Genomic DNA, 22,073 nt, shown 5'->3' on the forward strand with positions numbered 1-22,073 from the left:
AACCCACTTTCAACGGAGCTTATAAGATGAAAAAACTAGTATCCTTGTCACTGCTGGGTCTGGCAGTCGCGGTCGCATCTTCAGCACAGGCACGCGACTACGACAACGTACGTATTGGTGTCGATGTTCCGTACGAGCCGATGGAATTCCGCACGGCATCAGGCGAGCTGACCGGCTTTGATATCGATCTGGGTAACGAGCTGTGTGATCGCATGGGCGTGACTTGCGAGTGGGTTGAGCAAGAGTGGGACGGCATTATCCCCGGCCTTATGTCGCGTAACTACGATGCCATCATGTCATCGATGACGATCAACGACGAGCGACGCGAGCAAGTACTGTTCTCTGACGCTTACATCACGATGCCTTCAGCCTGGTTCGCAGCAAGCGATCTGGGTATCAGCGAAGCCACTGAAGAAACCCTGGAAGGCATGACGATCGGCGTTCAGCGCGGTACCCTCCAGGACAACTACGTGACTGATAACTTCAGCAGCGTTGCCGATATCAGCCGCTACTCTACGGCCGACGATATGGTGCTGGACATGGAAGCCGAGCGTCTGGATATCGTTTTCCTCGACTTTCCGATTGGCCAATCCACCCTGCTGGAAAGCGAAGACGGTGACTACGTAGTGGTCGGTGAGCGCATCAGCGAGCCTAAAGAGTACTTTGGTGACGGCTTTGGTATCGCCTTCCGTCAACGCGACGAAGCACTGGCCGAAAAATTCAACGAAGCGCTGGCTGAGGTTAAAGAAGACGGCACTTACGACGAAATCTATACTCGTTACTTCGGTGAAGACGACAAGTAAACTGCACGCTCTCAAATAAGCTTTCTGAGACGCTATCAGGCACTCTCCCCGACGTTCTCGTCGGGGAGATATCATCACTCTCCCCCTATCACTCTCCCCCTATCTAAGTAACCTGCCTGCCAATGGTGCGGTTAAACCTAACGCTGCATCATCGCCCTCTTTCGCCTTACCCTCGGCCACTCATTAAATGTTAATTACGCCCAGCATGGCCCAAAGCGGGTAAACTGCACCTTGATGCAGTGGACAACTATTCACGAACCCCTGCCTATAAAACGGGTCTTTACTCCACAACGGACTTTGACAAGGAAGTAGCATGGCGGAAAATTCACTCGCCCATTCAGTGGCAAAAGAGACAGCGGCGACATTACGGCCTTCTTCTCACTGGACTGGCTGGGGCCAATGGCTAGCATTGATCACCATGACCGTTGATCATCTCACCCGGTATGTGCTGCCAGGCGACTGGGATTTGAGTTGGGCAGGCTCTTCCATTGGCCGTATTGCCTTTCCGCTGTTTGCGGCCATGGTAGCGTGGCATGGGCTATTTAATACGCGCAATCCGCTACGTTACTCACGGCGGATACTCATCATTGGTTTAGTGGCCCAACTGCCCTACATGATGATGCCGCGATCGTCAGACGCCTTTATCTTGAACGTCTGTTTTACGCTTGCCAGCGGTTTAGCCTTGGGCACATTGGTGCGCCAGGGCTGGCAGCACTATCAGCAACAAACGTTAGGCTTGCCCTGGCTGCTAGCCGGTGCCGCGGTAGGCGTAACCGTATGGTATCTGCTGGGGTTCTGGGTAGAGTACGGGCATAACGGGCTGTTGCTGATTCCGCTGTTGATGTTCGCCATGTATGCGTTAAACCAGGCGGAACCCCATTTTCAATCACGCCTGTGGGCTGGATTGGCCGCTTTTCCGGTTCTCTGGATTGCTGGGCAAATGAATGCTTCCGACATGGCTAAATCGTTTACGGTAGGGACGTGCGTGGTTGTGCTGTTGCTGGCCGCTGGTGCCGCCCATCGGATACCCCCCGTATCATTGGCAATGCCACGCCGCCTATGGCTTGCCTGGTATCCGGGTCACTTTGCGTTAATCGCGTTATGGGTGCTGTTCAGCGCCCAGCTGTGAAGCCAGGCGCTTGTTGAGCAATACGTTTCTCTACCTCTTCACTCATCCAAGGCTGATAACGATGCAAGCGAGCCCTGCCCTCTATTTTCGCTTGATACATCGCTATATCAGCCTGTTTGAGCACCTCCGTATAATCACACGCCTTCGCATCGAAACAGGTATATCCCATGCTGGGCGTGACCTCGACACAGTGGCTGTCGAGATGATACTGACCAGACAGCGCCTTCTGTATCGTTTGCATATAGGTTTCGGCCATCGCGTCTAGCGAATCACGGTCAGGTACATTAACGTCCGCCAATAGGACAAATTCATCCCCGCTTAAACGTGCAGCCATATCGCCCTTCTGCAGGCAACGCTCTAATCGGCGCGATATCTGGACCAGCAAATCATCGCCCGCAGCGTGACCAAGAGTATCGTTAATTAACTTAAAACGGTCCAAGTCCATAAACATGACCAGACCGTGCTGCTCATTATCCTTCGCTTGGCAGGTCGCTTCCAGGCGTTCCATAAAGAGGCGACGGTTGGGCAAATCGGTCAACGCATCGTAATAAGCCTGCCTAAAAATAATTTCCTCGCTACGCTTGCGCTCAGTAAAGTCTTCAATGATCGCTACTCCGCCGACGATTTCATTATCGACGCTGCGCACGCCATTAAAAAATGCGCGCACCGGTACACCCTTCGTAGGCTGTGAGAGCCAAGGCGTGGCAAAATTTCCTTCGTAGTATCCTGATCCCTTTGCTAATGCCTCCCGCGCAGCAGTTGCCATGGCAATGTCAGCGCCTTGTGGCAAGCAGAGGTCGATTAACGTCGAGCGATCCAGTGCCAATATCTCCAACAACTTTTCATTGCAGTCAGTAATGCATCCTTGCTTGTCAAAGTGTATTACTCCCAACGGAGAGTGCTGAAAAATAGACAAATAGCGGTTTTCACTTTCTAGAAGTTGAGCTTCCCGGGCCGCCATTAAGATCCGTAACTCAAGGTTATCGTGAATGACGCGACCCAACCGATGGCTGGTAGCTATCAGCAGCAATACGAACAGACCGACTAGAACCCCGATCATCGTGTGCGCTGGAGTATCGGAAAAAATGAATAGTAGCTGTAAAGGAATCGCTATCGGCAGAATAAAGAACAGTACCATCCACCAAAGAGAGGAAAGCATCGTTACGCAACCCGCCGCAACACCGGCCAGCACAATTGCCAATGCCGCTGACTGAGCAGGGTTATCACTGTCAAACATGAGAAAACCGCCCATGCCCCACACGCATCCTGTTAGGAAGACAGCGAGAGTAAACAAGCGTAGCCAGCGGGGATGACGTTTCTCAAGCGCCGAGACACGTAAAAAATGTCGGGCCAATAGTAATCGAAGCGCGGATACAAGCAGCATGGCGATCAGCCAGCCAACCAGCACCACCGAATCGACCATGCCCCACATGATGATCGCTAATAAAAAAGCACCTAATATACCGGCGACCACCGGCTGCCAAACGTTGTAAAACAAAAAATGTAACTTTTCATCGCATAGGTGCTTAGCATGAGCTGGCTTATTCTGTGGCTCACCCGCTCGTGAGCTTTGCTGAGTCACGCAAAGCTCCGATAAAAATATTTATTTTTCATAGAGATAGGATGCCGGGTGATAAGTGGTTTCAAAAGCGCATTAAAAATAAATCATCAATAAGCTAAGAATAAATAAAAATAACTTTGTTTTCACTTAAACAATTGTTAAAAATCATGAACCAAGAAAAGCTAATTCATCATTCTACCGACACTAAAATGCACCTCAGTCCCTGAAAATTAATCCAGAGAAGGAGATGCATCTCAGCATTAGGCGAATTTAGCCACTACTGCTTGGTAGAAAAGCTCAAGGCAGGAGGTGGCGCGTCTGGCAATAACATACTGCAGGCGCCCACTTTTACTAATAGTTCGGCATGATTAGCGGCGAGGATATTAACGTGAGCCAGCTTACGGCCGGTGCGCTCGTCTTTGTCGTAGCGATGTAGATGGGTATTGGCCAGTGCCAGTATTGCGGCATTATCCCCTTCACGGCCAATCACGTTAATCATACAAGTCGGCGCTATTGCCTGGGTATCGCCCAGTGGCAGCCCCTGTATCGCCCGCAAATGGTTTTCAAACTGGCTGGTCACGGCGCCATCCATGGTCCAATGACCTGAGTTATGCACCCGGGGTGCCATTTCGTTGGCCAACAAGCTCCCATCGCGAGTTTGAAACAGCTCAAGTGCCAGCACACCTACATAATCCAACTCATCCAGCAGCGCTCGAATATAGCTATCCGCCGTATGCTGAACGCTTGCATCGAGGTCGGGCAGTGGCGCTACGGAGTAGCGTAGAATGCCGTCTACGTGCTGGTTCTCGGCCATGGGATAGAACACGACCTTGCCATCTCGACCACGCACAGCAATCATCGAGACTTCGCGCACAAAATCGACAAAGGCCTCAACCACCAGCTGTGAATGGCCGATGGCGCTCCACGCCTCTTGGGCCTGCTCAGGCTGTTTCAATACCGCCTGACCTTTGCCGTCGTATCCTTCAGTGACCGATTTGGCAACCACCGGGCAGCCCAGTTCGCGGGCGGCAGCTTCCAACTGTGCGGCACTCTCGACTACCCGATAAGCGGGAGTGGGAATGCCCAGGCGATCAAACAGGGTCTTCTCTTCGACTCGGTTCTGGCACACCTCTATGGCGCGGCTGCTGGGATAAACCGGCTTGTGCTGCTCAATTTCACGCACCAGCTCTACAGGCAAATGCTCAAATTCGTAGGTCACTACATCGACGTCAGCCAAAAACTCGGCCAAGTGCTGATTATCCGGATCGACAATGACCTTACCGATCCCCGCACTAGGGTTACCGGTGGTATCCAGAAAAGTGAAGCGATTGCCCAACGGGTAGCCCGCCAGCGCCAACATACGGCCTAACTGGCCTGCGCCTAAAACACCGATACGTGTGGTAATGGATGGGGTCATCACCCGCCCTCCTTATTCGGCGTCCGGCTCGGGGCGCGGATCTGGGTTATCGAGCACTTTCTGAGTCTGCTCAGCGCGAAATGCTTCTACGGCGCTGCGCACGGTGGCGTCCTGCAGGCCGACGATCTGCGCCGCCAGTAATCCGGCATTGGTCGCCCCGGCTTTACCAATGGCCAGCGTGCCGACGGCAATACCGCCTGGCATCTGTGCAATCGACAGCAGTGAGTCCAACCCTTTAAGCGCTTTGGACTCCACTGGCACGCCCAGCACCGGCAACGGCGTTTGTGAAGCTACCATGCCGGGCAAATGCGCTGCACCACCCGCACCTGCCACAATTACTTGCAGGCCACGCTCTGCAGCGCTCTTAGCATAGTCGAACAGCAGGTCGGGCGTGCGATGCGCCGACACCACACGGGTTTCATAGGCCACGCCCAAACGCTCCAGCATGGAAACGGCGTGTTCCATTACCGGCCAATCAGACTTAGATCCCATGATCACGCCCACCTTCGGTGCGCTGTTCAATGCCATGCATAACTCCTCGGCCCACCGGCCTATAAAACGACAATAGAGGCGTGCGCCCACCTAGGCACATCGCAAATTTGAATGGCACATAGTTTACCAGAGCCAGCTCGTTTGCGGGCTTTACAGAGGTCGCGAAATTTTCATCAAAATAGGCATTGAAAAGCGGCCGCGTTGGCGGCATTGTGTGCTTGTCATTTCAGACTTATGGAGTCACATGAGTACGGCATACTCAACTGCTCACGCAGAAACGCTGGATCCTCCGCGAAGCAGCCCTGACCTTGATGTCAGGGAACTTGAAAAACGTACGCGCTTAATGCGTATTATTACTCGTCTGATAGCGATATCAGATCTGGGAAGCCGAGAAATAGCACGCCGTGCAGGGCTTCCAGTGCAAAAGATCAGCGATCTGCTCGCCGGAAGGCTAGAGCATCTGAACATTGATGAACTCAATGTTCTACGTCGCACTTTAGAGCTGGAGACGCCATAGCAATAAAAAAAGTGATAAATACAGCCATCACCACTAAAAACGCCTCGCTTATAGCGAGGCGTTTGCGTAAACATCTTACTGTTAACTAGTCTTCACGTTTAACTAGTCTTCACGTTGCTCAAAAGCTTCAGCCGCTTGAATGGCCTCTTTATTCGTCGTGTGCTCGGAAACAACAACCTCATTATCAGGCTGCGATACGTCAACCACTGACCATCCAACGATCTTTTCCTTTAGATCGCTAACTTCGTAGATAGGATCAATGCGAGCTTGTTTAGACATAATAATCTCCTTGTCAGATAAAACGGTAAAGATGGTGCCGGTGAATTAAAACTGGGCGTTACTGAATTTTTCCATTATCTCGTCACCCGCCGACTCTTCGTCCTCAGCAGGACCATTAAGTTCAGTACAGGGACATCCCGCATGGATACACTCGCTTCCCTCGGAATGACCAGTGGCACATGGCGTGCAACAGAAGGCAAGCCCTTCGCTAACAATGGCCTGATCGTTGCTCACCTGATGCTCACACCCTGGACAGGCACACATGCCCATGTCAGTCATGACTGTTTCTCCTTAGCTAGCCATGGATGGGTACCTAACTAGCGTAGAAGACAATTACGCTCTAGGGAAAGTCGCGTGATTAACTCGCCAATAACCTCAACTGAAAGACGCACCGCTCAGGGTTGTATAAAAACGCCTCCCAGCGCGACGATCACCACCACCATCCAAGCAGGCAGCTTCCAGAGGGTAAGCAGTAAAAAGCCGGTGAGTGCCATCGCAAACGCTTGCGGGCTAATGATCGCATTCGTCCATACCGGCTGATAGAGCGCCGCACCCAGAATTCCCACGACCGCAGCGTTGGCCCCGCGCATCAAGGCTTGAGCACTGCCCCACTGCCGGCATTGATTCCAAAAAGGCAACACGCCCACCAATAGCAGGAAGCCGGGAATAAAGATCGCCACCAGCGCTAGCACAGCGCCCACGATACTTGGCAAGCCTGGCAACAACGCACCCAAGTAGGCTGCAAAGGTAAACAACGGTCCCGGCACCGCTTGGGCCGCACCATAGCCTGTTAAAAATTCATCCGACGTCACCCAGCCTGACTGCACCACTTCGGCTTCCAGTAACGGCAATACGACGTGACCTCCGCCAAATACCAGCGCACCAGCGCGGTAGAAAGCATCCATGACCGTTAACCAGACAGCGCTCCCCGCCAGTAACGGCAATAGTCCCAACAGCAGCGCAAACAGCCCTAAAGAGATAACACCGGCTCGGCGCGACACAGGAAAATGCAGCGTTTCGCTTGTCGGCGCGGTAGCGTTATCCCGACACAGCACCAGCCCTGCGACACCGCCCAGCACAATGGCGGCGACCTGTCCTAGCGGGCCGCTGACCAGTATCACCGCAAATACCGCGGCCAGCGCGATCCCCGCGCGGGTTTTATCCGGACACAAATTGCGCGCCATGCCCCACACCGCATGGGCAACAATCGCCACTGCGACCACTTTTAAGCCGTAAATAATACCGCTGGCAATGGGCCCCTCCAGCACCGCAGCCCCCAACGCGAACAGTACCAGGATAATGGCCGAGGGCAGCGTGAATGCCAGCCATGCCATCGCCGCACCCCAGGGGCCTGCGCGCAGCAAGCCGAGTGCAAACCCCACCTGACTACTCGCTGGCCCCGGTAAGAACTGGCAGAGCGCGACTAAATCGGCGTAGGCCTGCTCGGTTAGCCACTGCCGACGTTCGACAAAGGCGGTTCGAAAATAGCCAAGGTGTGCCACCGGACCACCAAACGAGGTCAGTCCCAGCGCTAAAAATATCCAAAACACTTCACCTATTCGTCCACCCACCTTCGTCTGTTCCACCATTGTAATCACCGTTAGCCACTGACTCTTAACCACAAAAAAGCGCAAGGCGTTGATATTACGCCTTGCGCTTGACGATGTTATTACACCGAAGAGTCTACTTGCGGCTTACTCCTGGTCGGTCACGGCACCAGTGCTGGCAGAGCTGACCAAGCGAGCATATTTGGCCAGCACGCCACGTTCATAGCGCGGTGCAGGCCGCTGCCACGCCGCCTTCCGGCGCAGAAGCTCGTCTTCAGGCACTCGCATGTCAATCGTATCGGCCTCGGCGTCAATGGTAATAATGTCACCATCTTCTACCAGCGCCAGCGGGCCACCATCAAAGGCTTCCGGTGACACATGGCCAACCACGAAACCGTGGCTGCCACCTGAAAAGCGACCATCGGTAATCAGCGCGACATCGTTACCCAGGCCACGCCCCATAATCGCAGACGTCGGCGTGAGCATTTCACGCATGCCGGGGCCGCCTTTGGGCCCTTCATAGCGAATCACCACCACATCACCGGCGACCACGGTGCCATCGTTAATGCGCGCCTGGGCTTCTTCCTCAGAGCCAAACACCCGCGCCGAGCCAGAAAAGCGTGTACCTTCCTTGCCGGTAATTTTCGCCACCGCGCCTTCCGGCGCCAAGTTGCCGTAGAGCATACGCAGGTGGCTTTCCGCTTTGATCGGATTGCCAAGCGGCGCGATGATTTGTTGATCCATGGGGTACGGCTCTACCTCAGCGAGGTTTTCCGCCAGAGTCTTGCCGGTCACGGTTAAGCAGTTGCCGTTAAGCAGACCCGCATCCAGCAGGATTTTCATTAGCGGCTGAATGCCACCAATCGCCACCAGTTCGCTCATCATGTAATGACCGCTGGGGCGCAGGTCAGCCAGTACCGGCACGCGCTTACCAATCTCGGTAAAGTCAGCCAGGGTGAGTTCCACGCCGATGGTGCGCGCCATCCCAATCAAGTGCAGCACCGCGTTGGTGGAACCGCCCAGCGCAATCACCACGGTAATCGCGTTCTCGAACGCTTCGCGGGTCATGATATCCGACGGCTTGATGTCGTCGGCCAGCAGCGCCAGCACTGCTTCGCCCGCCGCCTTGCAGTCGTCGCGTTTTTCCTGGGAAATGGCATTCTGCGCCGAGCTCCCCGGTAGGCTCATGCCCAGCGCCTCGATCGCAGAGGCCATGGTATTAGCGGTATACATGCCGCCACAGGAGCCAGGGCCGGGAATAGCGGTCTCTTCGATATTTTTCAGTTCGATCAGATCAATATCGCCGCGCGAATGCGCCCCCATGGCCTCAAACACCGACACAATATCAGTGTGGCCCTTGCCAGGCATGATGGTGCCGCCGTAAACGAACACACTAGGACGATTAAGACGCGCCAAGCCCATGACGCAGCCCGGCATGTTTTTATCGCAGCCACCAATCGCGACCAAGCCATCGAAGCCTTCACAGCCCGCCACGGTTTCAATGGAGTCAGCAATCACTTCGCGCGATACCAGCGAGTACTTCATGCCTTCGGTGCCGTTGGCGATACCATCGGAAATAGTGATGGTATTGAAAATCACCCCTTTACCGCCGCCTGCATCAGCGCCATCGCGGGCAAACTCGGCCAGCTCATTAATATGGCTATTGCAGGGCGTCACCATGCTCCAGGTGGAAGCAATGCCCACTTGAGGCTTTTGGAAATCGGCATCATTAAAGCCCACGGCACGCAGCATGGCGCGGCTGGCGGCTTTGCCTGGTCCATCGACCACTTGGGCGGAATGACGGCGGGAATTGTTGGTCGGGTCAGTCATTGATATTTTCTCTTCGCTTGGCTCACGGAATCTGCATAGCTTGGCGATGCCACGGCGTTCGCGCAAGGGAACAGGACGCATAAGTAAGTTTATTAAACGTAATTATTGCCAGGAGCGCCCATCACGCGGCAAATCGCCTTGGGGATCATAGACCTCTAGTCTATCGTTTTCTGTTAGCGTTTCGGTATAGAGAACGAGGTTAGTGCCTGAAGCGAAAGGTATAACGCATCGACGCCCACACGGTTTAACCGCCCGCCGTGCTCTCTCGCCCCGGCTCCACTGGTAGGAGAAAATGCCCAGCGTGGAACGTGGACACGGTATGCCTGAGCCTTCAGCTCTGGCAACAATATCATCCCACCACACCTGCTTGCAGCGATTGAACATAGCGCAGAAGGTCATTTGAGCGCCCTTCACTGACTAGTTGTTCGGGTGTTTTATAGTCAAACGCGCCAAGAGGTTCATTGCGAAACCAGAACAGAGCGTCATGAAAGTCACCATTAATATCCGCCGCTGCGCCGAGTACACGAAGTGCATCACGCAGGTAACGTTGGAGTTTTTCCGCCCCTTGGGCACGCGAGATCGTTGTACGATGAACTTGCGCTTGGCTGGCCAGGGTTTGGATATCGATGCTCAATGCACTGGCAAACAACTTCGGGTTAATTAAGGGGTGGCGCTCTTCTCGAGCAACGCCCTTCAAGTCAGCCAAAAACCGCTCGAACGAATCAGGCACCCGATACCCAGAAGGCTCATTAAGTGATTTTTTTACAGTGCCCATGGTCATCAGCAACCTCCTGCTACGCTTACACAGCCAATATGCAACTTATATGCATCACATATCCATCATAGCAGTTATTGAACAGGACGCTAGAGGTTCAAGCTTCAGAACTAAACTTATGGCACCATAGACACCGCCATCCCGCCACCGCTGTTAAGGAACATCGTGCATGCCTGGAACATCGTTGCTCTCGCAAACGCCGCTTAAACCGGGTTTTATGGTGGTGCATGCCAACCGGCTGGAAGATTTACGCGGTTTGGCGGTGGAGTGGATGCGCCTTCACCCGCTGGGCCCACTTGAGAACGAAACCATTCTGGTGCAGAGCAACGGTATTGGGCAGTGGTTAAAACTGGCCCTGGCGGAAGACCCGGCCCAAGGCGGCGCGGGGATCGCCGCAGCGCTGAACGTCACACTGCCTGCGCGTTTTCTGTGGCAAGCCTACCGTACGGTGCTGACACACCTGACCCAGGATGGCCTATCACCCGGTGAACAGGCGGTGCCGGAAACCTCGCCGTTTGATAAGTCGCGGTTGATATGGCGCTTATTACGCCTGCTGCCCAGCCTAGCCGAGCAGGAAGCCTTTGCACCGCTCGCGCGTTTCCTGGAGATTGACCGCGACCAGCGCAAACACTACCAACTGGCCGAGCGGCTGGCGGATCTGTTCGATCAATATCAGGTGTATCGCGCCGACTGGCTCGACGCCTGGGCGAAAGGTAACGACGTATTGATCACCGCCCGGGGCGAAGCCCGCCCGTTGGAAGCCCACCAACTCTGGCAACCAGCGCTATGGCGCGCCCTACGAGACGATGTTGCCAACACCCAGGGTGAGGCAGGTCTCAACAGCAGCCGCGCCCAGGTGCACAGCCGCTTTTTGGACGCCGCCGTTGAGCTTGAAAACCAGGCATGCCCGCCCGGCCTGCCCCGGCGGATGATAATTTTCGGCATTTCATCGCTGCCGCAACAAACGCTGGAAGCGTTGGCGGCGCTATCGCGCTGTTGCCAAATCGTGTTGTGTGTTCACAACCCCTGCCAGTACTACTGGGCGGATATCATCGAGCACAAGGACTTGTTGCGCGCCAGCCGATATCGTCAGCGCCGCAAGGCAGGCATGCCCGACGCCCTGGATGTACTGGGCACCGGCGATGCCGACGACGCCCTGCACCTGCATGCCCAGCCACTGTTGGCGGCCTGGGGCAAGCAGGGGCGCGACTACCTGCGCCTACTCGACGAGCACGATGATTCAGGTAATTACCAAACCCTGTTTGAGCAGCAGGCGCTGCGCATTGACATGTTCGAGCCGTTCAGCGACGAACACCCCTGCCTGCTCAGCCAGTTGCAGGATGACATTCGTGAGCTGCGCCCTGTGGCGGAAACCCAAACCCACTGGCCCGCGCTCGACCCGGCCAGCGACGACTCCATCGTGTTTCATGTCGCCCACGGCCCCCAGCGTGAAGTGGAAATACTGCACGACCAGCTGCTTGCCGCGTTCAGCGCCGACCCCGAACTGCGCCCACGGGATATCATTGTGATGGTGCCGGATATCGACCGCTACGCGCCGCACATTGACGCCGTGTTCGGCCAGTACCGCACCACTCATGGCGGGAACGCTTTTACACCCCGGCCCGACGACCCGCGCTACATCCCTTACACGCTCTCGGATCAGGCCAGCCGCCATCGTCTGCCGTTGATGATTGCGCTGGAAAAGCTGCTGCGCCTGCCGGAGCTGCGCCTCTCGGTGAGCGACCTGCTGGATTTACTCGAAGTGCCCGCGCTGCGCGCACGCTTTGGTATTGAAGAGCGCGACCTGCCCACGCTGAGCCGCTGGATTGAAGGCGCGGGGATTCGCTGGGGGCTTAACGCCGAACAGCGCACCCGACTGGACCTTCCCCAAGGGCTTACCCAGAACACCTGGGCGTTTGGGCTGCGCCGCCTGCTGCTGGGTTACACCGTGGGCAGCGCCGAGGCATGGCAAGGGATTGAGCCGTTTGACGACATTGGTGGGCTGGAAGCCTCATTGGCCGGGCCGCTGGCTAATCTTTTGGAGAAGCTGGAAAACACCTGGGAAACCTTCTGCCAGCCCACCGATGCGGCGACCTGGGTAGCGCGGCTGCGCGAGCTGCTGGAGAGCTACTTTCTCACCGACGATGCTCAAGAGAGCGTCATGCTCACCAAGCTTGAAACCGCACTACAGCAACTGCTGGACAGCACCGATGAAGCCAGGCTAAGCGACGCCTTGCCGATCTCAATGGTGCGCGAACACTGGCTGGGGCAAATCGACGAGCACAGCCTTTCCCAGCGCTTCCTGGCGGGTGCTGTCAACTTCGCCACGCTGATGCCGATGCGCGCGATTCCGTTCAAGCACGTGTGTTTATTGGGCATGAACGACGGCGAGTACCCGCGCTCGCAACCGCCGCTGGATTTCGATTTAATGGGCAGCGACTACCGCCCCGGCGACCGCTCACGCCGCGAAGATGATCGCTACCTGTTTCTGGAAGCGTTGCTCTCCGCCCGCCAGCAGCTTTACATCAGTTGGGTCGGCCGCAGCCAGATCGACAACAACCCGATGCCGCCATCGGTACTGGTCGGCCAGTTGCGCGATCACCTTGAGGCGGGCTGGCATACACAGAATGGCGAGCCGCTGCTGGAAGCGCTGACGACCGAACACCCGCTGCAACCGTTCAGCCGCCGCTACTTTACGCCCCACACCAGCGACTCCCCTTCCCAAGCGCGGCTATTTACCTATTCTCATGAATGGCGCGAGGCCCACGAGTGGCAAGCTTCCAGCGGTGGAGGCAGCTCAGATAGCTTAGTCAGCTCTGGCAAAAAGCCGCTGGCCTTTAGCCCGGATACCGAGCAGCAGAGCGCGTTAACCCTGGCCCAACTGGGCAGTTTTCTACGCGAACCAGCCAAGGCCTTTTTCAATACCCGCCTGGGGGTTTACTTCGAGCAGGAAGAACTTACCCAACTGGACGTGGAACCGTTTACTCTGGACGGCCTACAGAACTGGCAGTTACAGGATCAGTTAATCGCCGCCCAGCGCCACGCGGTGGATAACGGCCTGCCGCGTATGGAAGCGCTGCACGCCGCGCTTGAGCGCTTTAAAGGTCAAGGGGTACTGGCCGTAGGCGCCTTTGGCGAGCGGATGCGCGAAGCGCTGGCGGAACCCATGGAAGCACTGTTTGCGGCTTACGAAGAGGCACTGCAAGAGTGGCCGCAGGTAATCGCCACGCCCCAGGCGGTGCATGTGGTTGAAAGCGCTGAAGGACGGGTAACGCTGGAAGATTGGCTGGGCGAGCTGCGCCAGGACGACGCTGGCAACCGCTGCCGCCTGTTACTGCTCAGCAGCAGCCTGGTTAGCCAGGGGCGCGGGCGTGGCCAGTACCGCTGGCAGCACTTGCTACGCCCCTGGGTCGCGCATCTGGCAGGCAATGTTGACCACCCGATGACCACCCAACTACTTTCCAAAGCAGGCCATGTGCGCCTGGAACCGATAGACGCCGAGAATGCCCGCACCCAGCTGGAAGCCATACTCAGCACTTGGTGCGATGGTATGCAGGCACCGCTACCACTGGCCCCACAAGCCGCCTTCGCCTGGCTTGCCAAGCTGGGCACACCAGCGTTAGAAAATGACAACCCAAGGGAAAGCGACGCCTACGCCGCCGCTGAAGCCGCCTATGAAGGAGGCCGCTATCAAACCGGCGAAGTTGCCCAAAGCGCCTACCTTTCCCACCAATGGCCGAGCTTTGAACAACTCTTCAGCGAGCGCGCACTAGGCCACCGCTTCACCACGCTGAGCGAAGCCCTCTACGCACCGCTGCATCGTGCAGTGAAGGGCTAACGCTGACGACGATCGGTTAAAGGCTCTTCTGGCTAAGCGATAATATCCGTTTCGCCAGAGCGATCATTTCGGGGTCACCGGTGTTCTTTTCCGGCACATCGGAAAGCTTGATCACCGGCAGCCAGCCCTGCCCTTCCGGACGCGCCTCGACCATCTTCACCACCATGTTCATCGGCTCGACGCCCACATCGTTGGTGAAGTTGGTGCCAATCCCGAACGCCATGCCAATCCGATCCTGACAAAAGGCCTGGATTCGTTCGACCCGATCCGGCGTCAGCCCATCGGAGAAGATAATCGTCTTGCTCAGTGGGTTGATGCCCAGGCGCTCATAGTGCGCGATGGTCTGCGAGGCAAACTCAAATGGGTCGCCGCTATCGTGGCGCACGCCGTCAAACAGCTTGGCGAATTTCTTATCGAAGCTGTCGTAAAAGGCTTTAGAGGTAAACGTGTCGGTTAACGCAATCCCCAGGTCACCGCGATAGACATCCACCCAATTCTCGAGGGCAATACTGTTGGCCATCTTGAAGCCAAAACGGGCACCGTGGAACATGAACCACTCATGGGCGTGGGTACCAATCGGCTTGACGCCGTGGCGCATGGCCAGCAGCACATTACTGGTGCCGGTAAACGATTCGCCGCCGTGGTGGTGAAGCGCACCGACCACGCGGTCATGCACATCAAACGAGAAGCGCCGGCGCGTACCAAACTCGGCAATCTTCAGGCCCAGGCGGCGGTAAAGTTCGATCTTCTCTTGAGCGCGCTGCTCGATCATTGCATCCGCCTCTGGGGTAATCGTTACCCCGCGCAGCCGATACCAAAGCTCACTGATCAGCGCCATCAGCGGCACTTCCCACAGAATGGTCCGATACCAGGGCCCCTCCATGATCACCGAAAGATCACTCCCCTGCTGGTCGATAACCACCTCGGCGGGGTCATAGTGAAACCCAGCCAGGAAGTCGAGATAGGTAGGGTCGAGATAGGGGCAGGTTATTTCAAGGTAGCGCTTTTCCTCATCGCTCAAACGTAAGGATGCCATCTGGTCGACTTCGCGACGCAGTGCCGCACCGAACCCTTCGGGGAACTCGTGTTCGCCACGATTGATAAAGGCATAGCGCGCATGGGCATAAGGAAAGCGTTTAATCACGGCGTTTTGCATCGTGATCTTGTAAAAGTCATTATCCAGCAGCGATGTCAGCATGAGATCCCATCGTTAGAGTGAACCGAAGCCGCCGGTAGCGTAAACTAATTGCACCATAAGTGGCTCAGCGACAAGATTATCAGGTGGCGGGCTTCCCATACAGTTTAGGAGCTGTCTTCATGCGTATTACCCAAACACAACGCGCGATCATTCTTTCTGGCGTCAGCGAGTATATTGGCGATTCTGTAGAAACTCATGTGTTTGGGGCGCGGCTCGATGATACCCAGCGGGGCGGCGGCGTTGACCTGTTATTAACGTCTACAAGCGCCATAGAACCCAATGCTTGTGAGGAACTCAAAGAGGTACTTGAAGAGTATCTCAAACTGCCGGTGAACCTTGTCACTTACGTACCCACTGACAAGCCATCCCCCACGCAAGCGAGCGCCTTGGCCGAAGCGTGCTCTATCGATTAGGTCGCGTAACAGCGTGCCAATCATTCTTTTCGGCGCGCACTCATAATACCAAGCGAGGCGGCGATGTTGACCTATTCAATCAATAGCGAGGAAGCAGCATGAGTCAGTTGTTCCCCGCCAGCCCTGATTTTTCCGCTGAGTTTGACAGCATCTTCTTATGAGCCAGCCTGCCCCCCTCAATTCACTGAGTCTTCCGCTTCACGGCAGCCGACTGATAGAAGCCAGCGCAGGCACCGGTAAAACCTTCACTATCGCGCTGCTTTACGTGCGGTTGGTGCTCGGTGGCCACAGTGTTGACGATGACACGGCGTTTGTACGCCCGCTCACTCCGCCGGAAATCCTGGTCGTTACCTTTACCAATGCCGCCACTCAAGAGCTGCGCGAACGTATCCGCAACCGGCTGGTAGAAGCCGCCGAAGTCTTTCGCGCTGACGGCCAGGAAAGCGATGAGCTGCTACTCAAGCTCCGCGACCAATACGACCCCGCCACCTGGCCCGCCTGCTCGCGACGCCTGGCGCTGGCCGCTGAATGGATGGACGAAGCCGCCGTTTCCACCATCCACAGCTGGTGCTACCGCATGCTGCGCGAACACGCCTTCGACAGCGGCAGCCTGTTCTCGCTCAACCTGGAGAACGACCAGAGCGAGCTGGAACAGGAAGTGGTGCGCGACTACTGGCGCAGCTTCTACTACCCGCTGGACAGCGACGCGCTGGGCATTGTCACCCGCTACTGGAAATCGCCGGACGATTTGCACGCCCTGCTACAACGGCTACTGCCGGAAAGCGAAGCGCTGGGCGATGCCAAGCCCGAACCCTGCGATACGCTGGCCACCACCCAGGCCGAACGCGCCGTAAAGCTCAGCGAACTCAAAGCGCCCTGGCCCGATTGGCTGGATGAACTGGTGCCCGCTCTGGAAGACGCCGCCACGCGCAAAGCCTTCAAGGGCCAAAGCTTCAATGCCAAAAGCCGCGCCAATTGGCTAGGCGCGCTGCGCGAGTGGTGCAAAACGGAGGCCGACCGCCCCGCGCTCACCGACGCTGCCTGGAAACGCCTGACGCCCGACGGCATGGCCGAAATCTGGAAAGACGGCGCACCGCCCTGCCCGCAGGCATGGCAAGCGCTGGCGCAGCTACCCAAAGCGTTAGATGACCTGCCCGAGCCACGCAACGACCTGCTGATTCACGCCGTGCAGTGGTGCCGTGCCCGCCTGGAGCGCGAGCAGGAGCGACGCGCCGAGATGGGCCCCAACGACCTGCTCACTCAACTGGACCGCGCCCTGCAAGGCCCCAATAGAGAAGCCCTGGTAGCGCAGATTCAACGTCAGTTCCCGGTAGCGCTGATCGACGAATTCCAGGATACCGACCCGGTCCAGTACCGCATATTCAATGCCGTGTATGAGGTCGCCAATCCTCGCCGCGACAGCGCCATTTTACTGATTGGCGACCCCAAGCAGGCGATCTACGCCTTTCGCGGCGCGGATATTTTCACCTACCTGCAGGCCCGCCAGGACACCGACGGCCGCCATGTCACGCTGGGCACCAACTTCCGTTCCAGCGCCGCCATGGTGGCCGCGGTCAATCACTGTTTTCACTATGCCGACCAGCATAGCGCCGGGGCCTTTCTGTTCCGTGATGAAGGCGGCGACAACCCGCTGCCGTTTAATCCGGTTAACGCCAAAGGCACCGACGACACATTGGTACTCAACGGTAAGCCTTTAGCAGCGATGACCCTATGGCCACTGGAAAGTGATGATCCACTTTCCAAAACCGCCTACCAAACTGAGATGGCCGAGCGCTGCGCCTCGCACATGGCCGCACTACTGGAAGCAGGCCGCCAGCGAAAGGCGGGCTTTGCGAAAGCAGTTGATAAACGTGTAGCGGTCAATAGCAGTGTGGTGGTCGAGAGCAGTGAGAGAGACGCAGAGCAAACACTCACTCCGCTGGCCCCCTCAGACATGGCCGTGCTGGTCAACGGCCTGCAGGAAGCGCGGGCGATTCGACTGGCGCTGGCCAGCCGGGGCATCAAGAGCGTTTACCTGTCCGATCACGACAAGGTGTTCAGCTCACCCATTGCCCCGCAGCTAGCCATTTGGCTGCGCGCCTGCGCCGAGCCCCAGGCCAACTCGCGCCAGGCAGAAGCCAAGCTGCGCGCCGCCCTGGCAACGCCGGTGCTCGGGCTAAGCCTTGAGGCGCTTGATTACCTCAACCAAAGCGAGCTTGCCTGGGAAGCGCGAGTCGAACAGTTCAGCGACTACCACCGCCTATGGCAGCGCCAGGGCGTGCTGCCGCTGGTGCGCCGGTTGATGGTCGATTTTGAGATCGCCGCCCGGCTGCTGGCTGAGTTTGCCGAAGGTGAGCGTTTACTAACCGACCTGCTCCACCTGGGCGAAATGCTCCAGCATGCAAGCCAGGAGCTGGATGGCGAACACGCGCTGATTCGCTTTCTGGCGGAAGCCATTGCCGACCCGGATAGCCACGGCGACAGCCACAAGCTGCGCCTGGAAAGCGACGCCGACCTGGTCAAGGTCGTGACCATTCACAAATCCAAGGGGCTTGAGTATCCGTTGGTGTTCCTGCCGTTTATCGCCAACCATCGCCCGGTCAGCGACACCGACCTGCCGCTGCGCTGGCACGATGGCGACGGCAGGCTGCAACTCAGCCTCAGCGCCGATGAAGCGACACTGGCCACCGCCGACCGTGAACGCCTCGGTGAAGACTTGCGCAAGCTTTACGTCGCGCTTACCCGTGCCCGCCACGCCACCTGGCTGGGGCTGGCACCGCTAAAAGGCGGCGAGAGCAGCGCCATCGGCCACCTGATCAACGGCGGCAAGGCCATCGCCCCCAGTGGGTTTACCCAAGCGCTGGGCGAGCTGGTGGAGGGGAGCGATATCGATTTGTGCCCCGCGCCGGAAGCCACCGCGCTGCGCTTCACTCCCGCCCCGGAACAGCAAGCACTGGGGCTGGCGCGAACCCCACTGCGCCCCGCCCGTGAACAGTGGTGGATCGCCAGCTACTCGGCGCTGCGTACCTCGGCGGCTGTCTCAGGGGCTACCCCCACCGCGCGTTTAACGCCTACGCCTGAACCCACCACGCCCCAGGAAGCCACCACGCTGGAAGTGCTGGACGAGCCCCACGACAACGCCATCAACACCGAGGCGTTTCACCTGCACCGCTTTCCCCGTGGCCCAGGGCCAGGCACGTTTTTACACGGCCTCTTGGAGTGGGCAGGCCAGCTAGGCTTTAATAAGGCGTTAAAAGACCCCGCCGCGCGGGAAGACATGCTGCGCCGCCGCGTACAGCTGCGTGGCTGGCAGGCATGGCATGACACTCTGTCGGGCTGGTTTGAAGAGCTGCTCGCTACCTCCCTGCCCCTGCCCACTGATGGCGACCAGGTGGCGCTTAATGAACTTGAAAGCTATCAGGTAGAGCTGGAGTTCTGGTTTGCCGCACACCAGGTGCAAACGCGCCAACTGGACGAGCTGGTTAGTAATCACTTACTGCCTGGCGTATCACGTCCCGCGCTGGATGCCGATACTCTCAACGGCATGCTCAAGGGCTTTATCGACTTGGCGTTTGAACATGACGGGCGCTTCTATGTGCTCGACTGGAAATCCAACTACCTGGGCAGTGACGACAGCGCCTACACTGGTGACGCCTTGCGTGACGCAATGCTCGAAAAACGCTACGACCTGCAAGCGGCGCTTTACCTACTCGCGCTGCACCGGCTGCTGAAAGCACGCCTGCCCGACTACGACCCGCACCAGCATTTAGGCGGCTCGATGACGGTATTTCTACGCGGCAGCCGCACCACTGCCCGCGGCGTATACGCCGTGCCCGCCCCGGTCGCGCTGATTGAAGCGCTGGATGCACTCTTTGCTGGCATAACGGCAGACGCAGCAGCACCCCATCAGGAGTCGGTCGTATGAGTAAGCGTGACGTAGCCTCCAAGAACGGCGGCTCCATGAACCTTGACCTGTTTGCCGACGATGCGGCCCCCGCTGCACCTGATTCAGCCGCATCGGCAACACCACCGGCAGCATCAGCCACAAGTGCCGCCCAACCACACCCCGCGCTAAGCGACACCGCTGAACTATTCCTGCTGTGTGAACGCTGGGTTGCGCGTGGCTGGCTGCGGGATCTGGACCTTGCCCTGGTGCGCTTTCTGGCACGTGAAACCCAAAACGCCCCGCCGCTGCTACTGCTGGCCGCAGCGCTGGCCAGCCACCAGTTAGGCCGTGGCCATGTGTGCCTGGAGTTAGCCGACACCCTGGCAGCGCCGGATTTTGCGCTATCGCTACCGCCGGAAGGCGATGATCTTAACGACCCGCCGCCGCTACCCAGCCACGTGCTGGCCACGCTGACGCTGCCCGAGTGGCAGGCAGCGCTTGTTCACCCCATGCTGATCAGTAACGGCCCCGGCAATACACCATTAGTGGTGAGCACTGGCCTCAACTCCACCCGGCTCTACCTACGCCGCTACTGGCAGTTTGAGCAAACCCTGCACCAAGAAATCGCCAACCGCCTTTCCGACGAAGAGGGTTTTTGTAGGAGCCCAATTCATTGGTGGTCCGACATTTCGGCGATGGGTGACGATAGTCACCCCCAAATACTCAAAGATGCCCTAAACACCCTATTCCCCGCCACCAACACCCTGGATTGGCAAAAAACCGCCTGTGCGCTTGCTGCTCGTAGCCCGTTTGCGATCATCACCGGCGGCCCCGGTACTGGCAAAACCACCACCGTGGTGCGCCTGCTGGCCCTGCTGCAAACCCTGCAACTGGCCCAGCCCAACGCCCACCCGCTGCGCATTCGCCTGGCTGCTCCCACCGGCAAGGCCGCCGCACGCCTTAATGAATCCATCGCCGGGCAGGTGAATAACCTGCCCATGAGCGACCTGGAAGCGCTGCTTGATGAACGCTCTGACGCTGGCGCCTCAAGCGCTATCATGATCCCGACGGAGGTCACTACGCTGCACCGTTTACTTGGCGCGCGCGCTGACACTCGCCACTTCCGCCATAACGCTGCCAACCCGCTGGCGTTGGATGTTCTGGTGGTGGATGAGGCCTCGATGGTGGATATCGAAATGATGACAGCGCTACTCAGCGCCCTACCCGCCACCGCCAAACTGGTGCTGCTGGGGGATAAAGACCAGCTGGCATCCGTGGAAGCAGGCGCCGTGCTGGGCGACCTGTGCCGCCGCGCCGACGCCGCCCACTACACCCCCGCCACGGCGCAGTGGCTGGCCGAACTCACTAACCACCCGCTACCAGAGGCATTAATCGACCCGGACGGTCAGCCGCTGGACCAAGCCATTACCATGCTGCGAGTAAGCCACCGCTTTACTGAAACAAGCGGTATTGGCCAGCTCGCCCAGGCGATCAACCAGCCGCTAAGTGAGGTATTGCGGGAGCGAGATAAACACCAAGCCGTGCATGGCGTGCTGAATAAAGGCTATGCCGACCTGCACCACTTGGTATTGAAGCCTGATGCACAAAACGAAGATAGCGCCCTGGAACGCCTGGTGACCACCGGCAGTCCGGAGCGTTTTCCCAACGCCGGCGAAGGCCGCACCACGTTCAAAGGCGAGCCAATAGCACCGCCCACCGGCTACCAGTTCTACCTGAAGACCCTGACGAGTGAACGGCCCGACACCACCTTGGCATTTGAAGAGTACCGTGAGGCTTATGATGACTGGGCGAAAGAAGTACTGAGCGCCTACAGCCGCTTTCAGTTGCTATGCGCCCTACGTAAAGGGCCGTGGGGAGTTGAAGGATTAAACCTGCGCATCGCCAAAACATTGCGTCGCGAAAAGCTGTTGTTCGGCACCGACCACACGTTAGAGAAAGGCTGGTTCGAAGGCCGCCCGGTGCTGGTGACCCAAAACGACTACGGCCTGAAACTGATGAACGGCGATATCGGCATCACTCTCGCCGTGCCAGATCCACGCACGCCGGGTAAATCATTACTGCGCGTCGCCTTTCCGACCAGCGACCCGGAAAAGCCAATCCACTGGGTATTACCTTCCCGCCTGCACGCAGTAGAAACCGTGTTCGCGATGACGGTACACAAATCCCAAGGCTCTGAGTTTCAGCACACCGCCCTGCTGCTACCGCAAACACCCAACCCCATCCTCACCCGCGAGCTGGTGTATACCGGCATCACCCGCGCGCGTGACTGGCTCACGCTGATCGAAGCCAAACGCGGGATATTAAATGATGCGGTGACGAGGGAGGTGATGCGGGTGAGTGGGATGGAGAGGTTATAATTAAAGCCGA

Annotated in this window: 17 protein-coding genes; 7 read left to right on the forward strand and 10 right to left on the reverse strand. The window is 57.5% G+C overall.

The features are described from left to right. Positions 1 to 26 precede the first annotated feature (26 nt). Both ACFFLD_RS18240 and ACFFLD_RS18245 read left to right on the forward strand, forming a co-directional pair. Positions 27 to 803, forward strand: a complete 777-nt coding sequence (locus tag ACFFLD_RS18240; protein WP_386042940.1) for a transporter substrate-binding domain-containing protein — start codon at positions 27 to 29, stop codon at positions 801 to 803. A 313-nt stretch (positions 804 to 1,116) separates the two neighbouring features. Next, positions 1,117 to 1,932: a TraX family protein gene (locus ACFFLD_RS18245; RefSeq protein WP_386042941.1), complete on the forward strand. Its 816-nt coding sequence runs from the start codon at positions 1,117 to 1,119 to the stop codon at positions 1,930 to 1,932. Here ACFFLD_RS18245 and ACFFLD_RS18250 read toward each other — a convergent pair. The 3 genes from ACFFLD_RS18250 to purE form a co-directional block, all read right to left on the reverse strand. After that, the gene (locus tag ACFFLD_RS18250; protein WP_386042942.1) at positions 1,916 to 3,514 is read right to left on the reverse strand and encodes a diguanylate cyclase domain-containing protein; all 1,599 of its coding nucleotides are present in this window, start codon (positions 3,512 to 3,514) and stop codon (positions 1,916 to 1,918) included. The genes ACFFLD_RS18245 and ACFFLD_RS18250 overlap by 17 nt on opposite strands. Positions 3,515 to 3,770: 256 nt before the next feature. Beyond that, a complete protein-coding gene (locus tag ACFFLD_RS18255; RefSeq protein WP_386042943.1) occupies positions 3,771 to 4,910 on the reverse strand; it encodes a 5-(carboxyamino)imidazole ribonucleotide synthase in 1,140 nt (379 codons plus the stop codon). 12 nt (positions 4,911 to 4,922) lie between these two features. Continuing rightward, complete coding sequence (gene purE / locus ACFFLD_RS18260) at positions 4,923 to 5,438, reverse strand: 5-(carboxyamino)imidazole ribonucleotide mutase (protein ID WP_386042944.1); 516 nt, start codon at positions 5,436 to 5,438, stop codon at positions 4,923 to 4,925. A gap of 208 nt (positions 5,439 to 5,646) precedes the next feature. Here purE and ACFFLD_RS18265 point away from each other — a divergent pair, with 208 nt between their 5' ends. Continuing rightward, entirely contained in the window at positions 5,647 to 5,919 is a 273-nt protein-coding gene (locus ACFFLD_RS18265) for an XRE family transcriptional regulator (RefSeq protein WP_386042945.1), read from the forward strand. 102 nt (positions 5,920 to 6,021) lie between these two features. Here the strand turns inward: ACFFLD_RS18265 and ACFFLD_RS18270 are convergent, their stop codons facing one another. From ACFFLD_RS18270 to ACFFLD_RS18295, 6 genes are all read right to left on the reverse strand, one after another. Then, the gene (locus tag ACFFLD_RS18270; RefSeq protein ID WP_386042946.1) at positions 6,022 to 6,198 is read right to left on the reverse strand and encodes a hypothetical protein; all 177 of its coding nucleotides are present in this window, start codon (positions 6,196 to 6,198) and stop codon (positions 6,022 to 6,024) included. 45 nt (positions 6,199 to 6,243) lie between these two features. Beyond that, positions 6,244 to 6,477, reverse strand: a complete 234-nt coding sequence (locus ACFFLD_RS18275) for a hypothetical protein (RefSeq protein ID WP_386042947.1) — start codon at positions 6,475 to 6,477, stop codon at positions 6,244 to 6,246. A 116-nt stretch (positions 6,478 to 6,593) separates the two neighbouring features. Further along, positions 6,594 to 7,787, reverse strand: coding sequence for a chromate efflux transporter (chrA, locus tag ACFFLD_RS18280; protein ID WP_386042948.1), 1,194 nt, complete (start codon positions 7,785 to 7,787; stop codon positions 6,594 to 6,596). 105 nt (positions 7,788 to 7,892) lie between these two features. Next, positions 7,893 to 9,575 carry a dihydroxy-acid dehydratase gene (gene ilvD, locus ACFFLD_RS18285; protein ID WP_386042949.1) on the reverse strand — a complete coding sequence of 561 codons (1,683 nt, stop codon included), beginning with the start codon at positions 9,573 to 9,575 and terminating at the stop codon, positions 7,893 to 7,895. Between the two features lie 173 nt (positions 9,576 to 9,748). Further along, positions 9,749 to 9,928, reverse strand: coding sequence for an RES domain-containing protein (locus ACFFLD_RS18290; RefSeq protein WP_386042950.1), 180 nt, complete (start codon positions 9,926 to 9,928; stop codon positions 9,749 to 9,751). Next, positions 9,925 to 10,356: a DUF2384 domain-containing protein gene (locus tag ACFFLD_RS18295; protein ID WP_386042951.1), complete on the reverse strand. Its 432-nt coding sequence runs from the start codon at positions 10,354 to 10,356 to the stop codon at positions 9,925 to 9,927. The genes ACFFLD_RS18290 and ACFFLD_RS18295 overlap by 4 nt, the downstream gene beginning before the upstream one ends. A gap of 163 nt (positions 10,357 to 10,519) precedes the next feature. Here ACFFLD_RS18295 and recC point away from each other — a divergent pair, with 163 nt between their 5' ends. Beyond that, positions 10,520 to 14,188 carry an exodeoxyribonuclease V subunit gamma gene (recC, locus tag ACFFLD_RS18300; protein ID WP_386042952.1) on the forward strand — a complete coding sequence of 1,223 codons (3,669 nt, stop codon included), beginning with the start codon at positions 10,520 to 10,522 and terminating at the stop codon, positions 14,186 to 14,188. A gap of 16 nt (positions 14,189 to 14,204) precedes the next feature. Here recC and pncB read toward each other — a convergent pair whose 3' ends face one another. Further along, a complete protein-coding gene (pncB, locus tag ACFFLD_RS18305; RefSeq protein WP_386042953.1) occupies positions 14,205 to 15,386 on the reverse strand; it encodes a nicotinate phosphoribosyltransferase in 1,182 nt (393 codons plus the stop codon). A 119-nt stretch (positions 15,387 to 15,505) separates the two neighbouring features. Between pncB and ACFFLD_RS18310 the strand changes: the two genes are divergently transcribed. From ACFFLD_RS18310 to recD, 3 genes are all read left to right on the forward strand, one after another. Further along, complete coding sequence (locus ACFFLD_RS18310) at positions 15,506 to 15,799, forward strand: nucleotidyltransferase domain-containing protein (protein ID WP_386042954.1); 294 nt, start codon at positions 15,506 to 15,508, stop codon at positions 15,797 to 15,799. A gap of 157 nt (positions 15,800 to 15,956) precedes the next feature. Further along, positions 15,957 to 19,724 carry an exodeoxyribonuclease V subunit beta gene (gene recB / locus ACFFLD_RS18315; protein ID WP_386042955.1) on the forward strand — a complete coding sequence of 1,256 codons (3,768 nt, stop codon included), beginning with the start codon at positions 15,957 to 15,959 and terminating at the stop codon, positions 19,722 to 19,724. 35 nt (positions 19,725 to 19,759) lie between these two features. After that, a complete protein-coding gene (recD, locus tag ACFFLD_RS18320; protein WP_386042995.1) occupies positions 19,760 to 22,063 on the forward strand; it encodes an exodeoxyribonuclease V subunit alpha in 2,304 nt (767 codons plus the stop codon). Positions 22,064 to 22,073 lie beyond the last annotated feature (10 nt).

This window comes from Vreelandella sulfidaeris, assembly GCF_042429665.1.
In the GTDB taxonomy this organism is placed as follows: domain Bacteria; phylum Pseudomonadota; class Gammaproteobacteria; order Pseudomonadales; family Halomonadaceae; genus Vreelandella.

Bases quoted from the DNA above. Each gene is read 5' to 3' on its own strand.
- ACFFLD_RS18240 (WP_386042940.1), top strand. From the start codon at position 27: ATGAAAAAACTAGTATCCTTGTCACTGCTGGGTCTGGCAGTCGCGGTC.
- ACFFLD_RS18245 (WP_386042941.1), top strand. From the start codon at position 1,117: ATGGCGGAAAATTCACTCGCCCATTCAGTGGCAAAAGAGACAGCGGCG.
- ACFFLD_RS18255 (WP_386042943.1), bottom strand. From the start codon at position 4,910: ATGACCCCATCCATTACCACACGTATCGGTGTTTTAGGCGCAGGCCAG.
- purE (WP_386042944.1), bottom strand. From the start codon at position 5,438: ATGGCATTGAACAGCGCACCGAAGGTGGGCGTGATCATGGGATCTAAG.
- ACFFLD_RS18265 (WP_386042945.1), top strand. From the start codon at position 5,647: ATGAGTACGGCATACTCAACTGCTCACGCAGAAACGCTGGATCCTCCG.
- ACFFLD_RS18270 (WP_386042946.1), bottom strand. From the start codon at position 6,198: ATGTCTAAACAAGCTCGCATTGATCCTATCTACGAAGTTAGCGATCTA.
- ACFFLD_RS18275 (WP_386042947.1), bottom strand. From the start codon at position 6,477: ATGACTGACATGGGCATGTGTGCCTGTCCAGGGTGTGAGCATCAGGTG.
- chrA (WP_386042948.1), bottom strand. From the start codon at position 7,787: ATGGTGGAACAGACGAAGGTGGGTGGACGAATAGGTGAAGTGTTTTGG.
- ilvD (WP_386042949.1), bottom strand. From the start codon at position 9,575: ATGACTGACCCGACCAACAATTCCCGCCGTCATTCCGCCCAAGTGGTC.
- ACFFLD_RS18290 (WP_386042950.1), bottom strand. From the start codon at position 9,928: ATGATATTGTTGCCAGAGCTGAAGGCTCAGGCATACCGTGTCCACGTT.
- ACFFLD_RS18295 (WP_386042951.1), bottom strand. From the start codon at position 10,356: ATGACCATGGGCACTGTAAAAAAATCACTTAATGAGCCTTCTGGGTAT.
- recC (WP_386042952.1), top strand. From the start codon at position 10,520: ATGCCTGGAACATCGTTGCTCTCGCAAACGCCGCTTAAACCGGGTTTT.
- pncB (WP_386042953.1), bottom strand. From the start codon at position 15,386: ATGCTGACATCGCTGCTGGATAATGACTTTTACAAGATCACGATGCAA.
- ACFFLD_RS18310 (WP_386042954.1), top strand. From the start codon at position 15,506: ATGCGTATTACCCAAACACAACGCGCGATCATTCTTTCTGGCGTCAGC.
- recB (WP_386042955.1), top strand. From the start codon at position 15,957: ATGAGCCAGCCTGCCCCCCTCAATTCACTGAGTCTTCCGCTTCACGGC.
- recD (WP_386042995.1), top strand. From the start codon at position 19,760: ATGAACCTTGACCTGTTTGCCGACGATGCGGCCCCCGCTGCACCTGAT.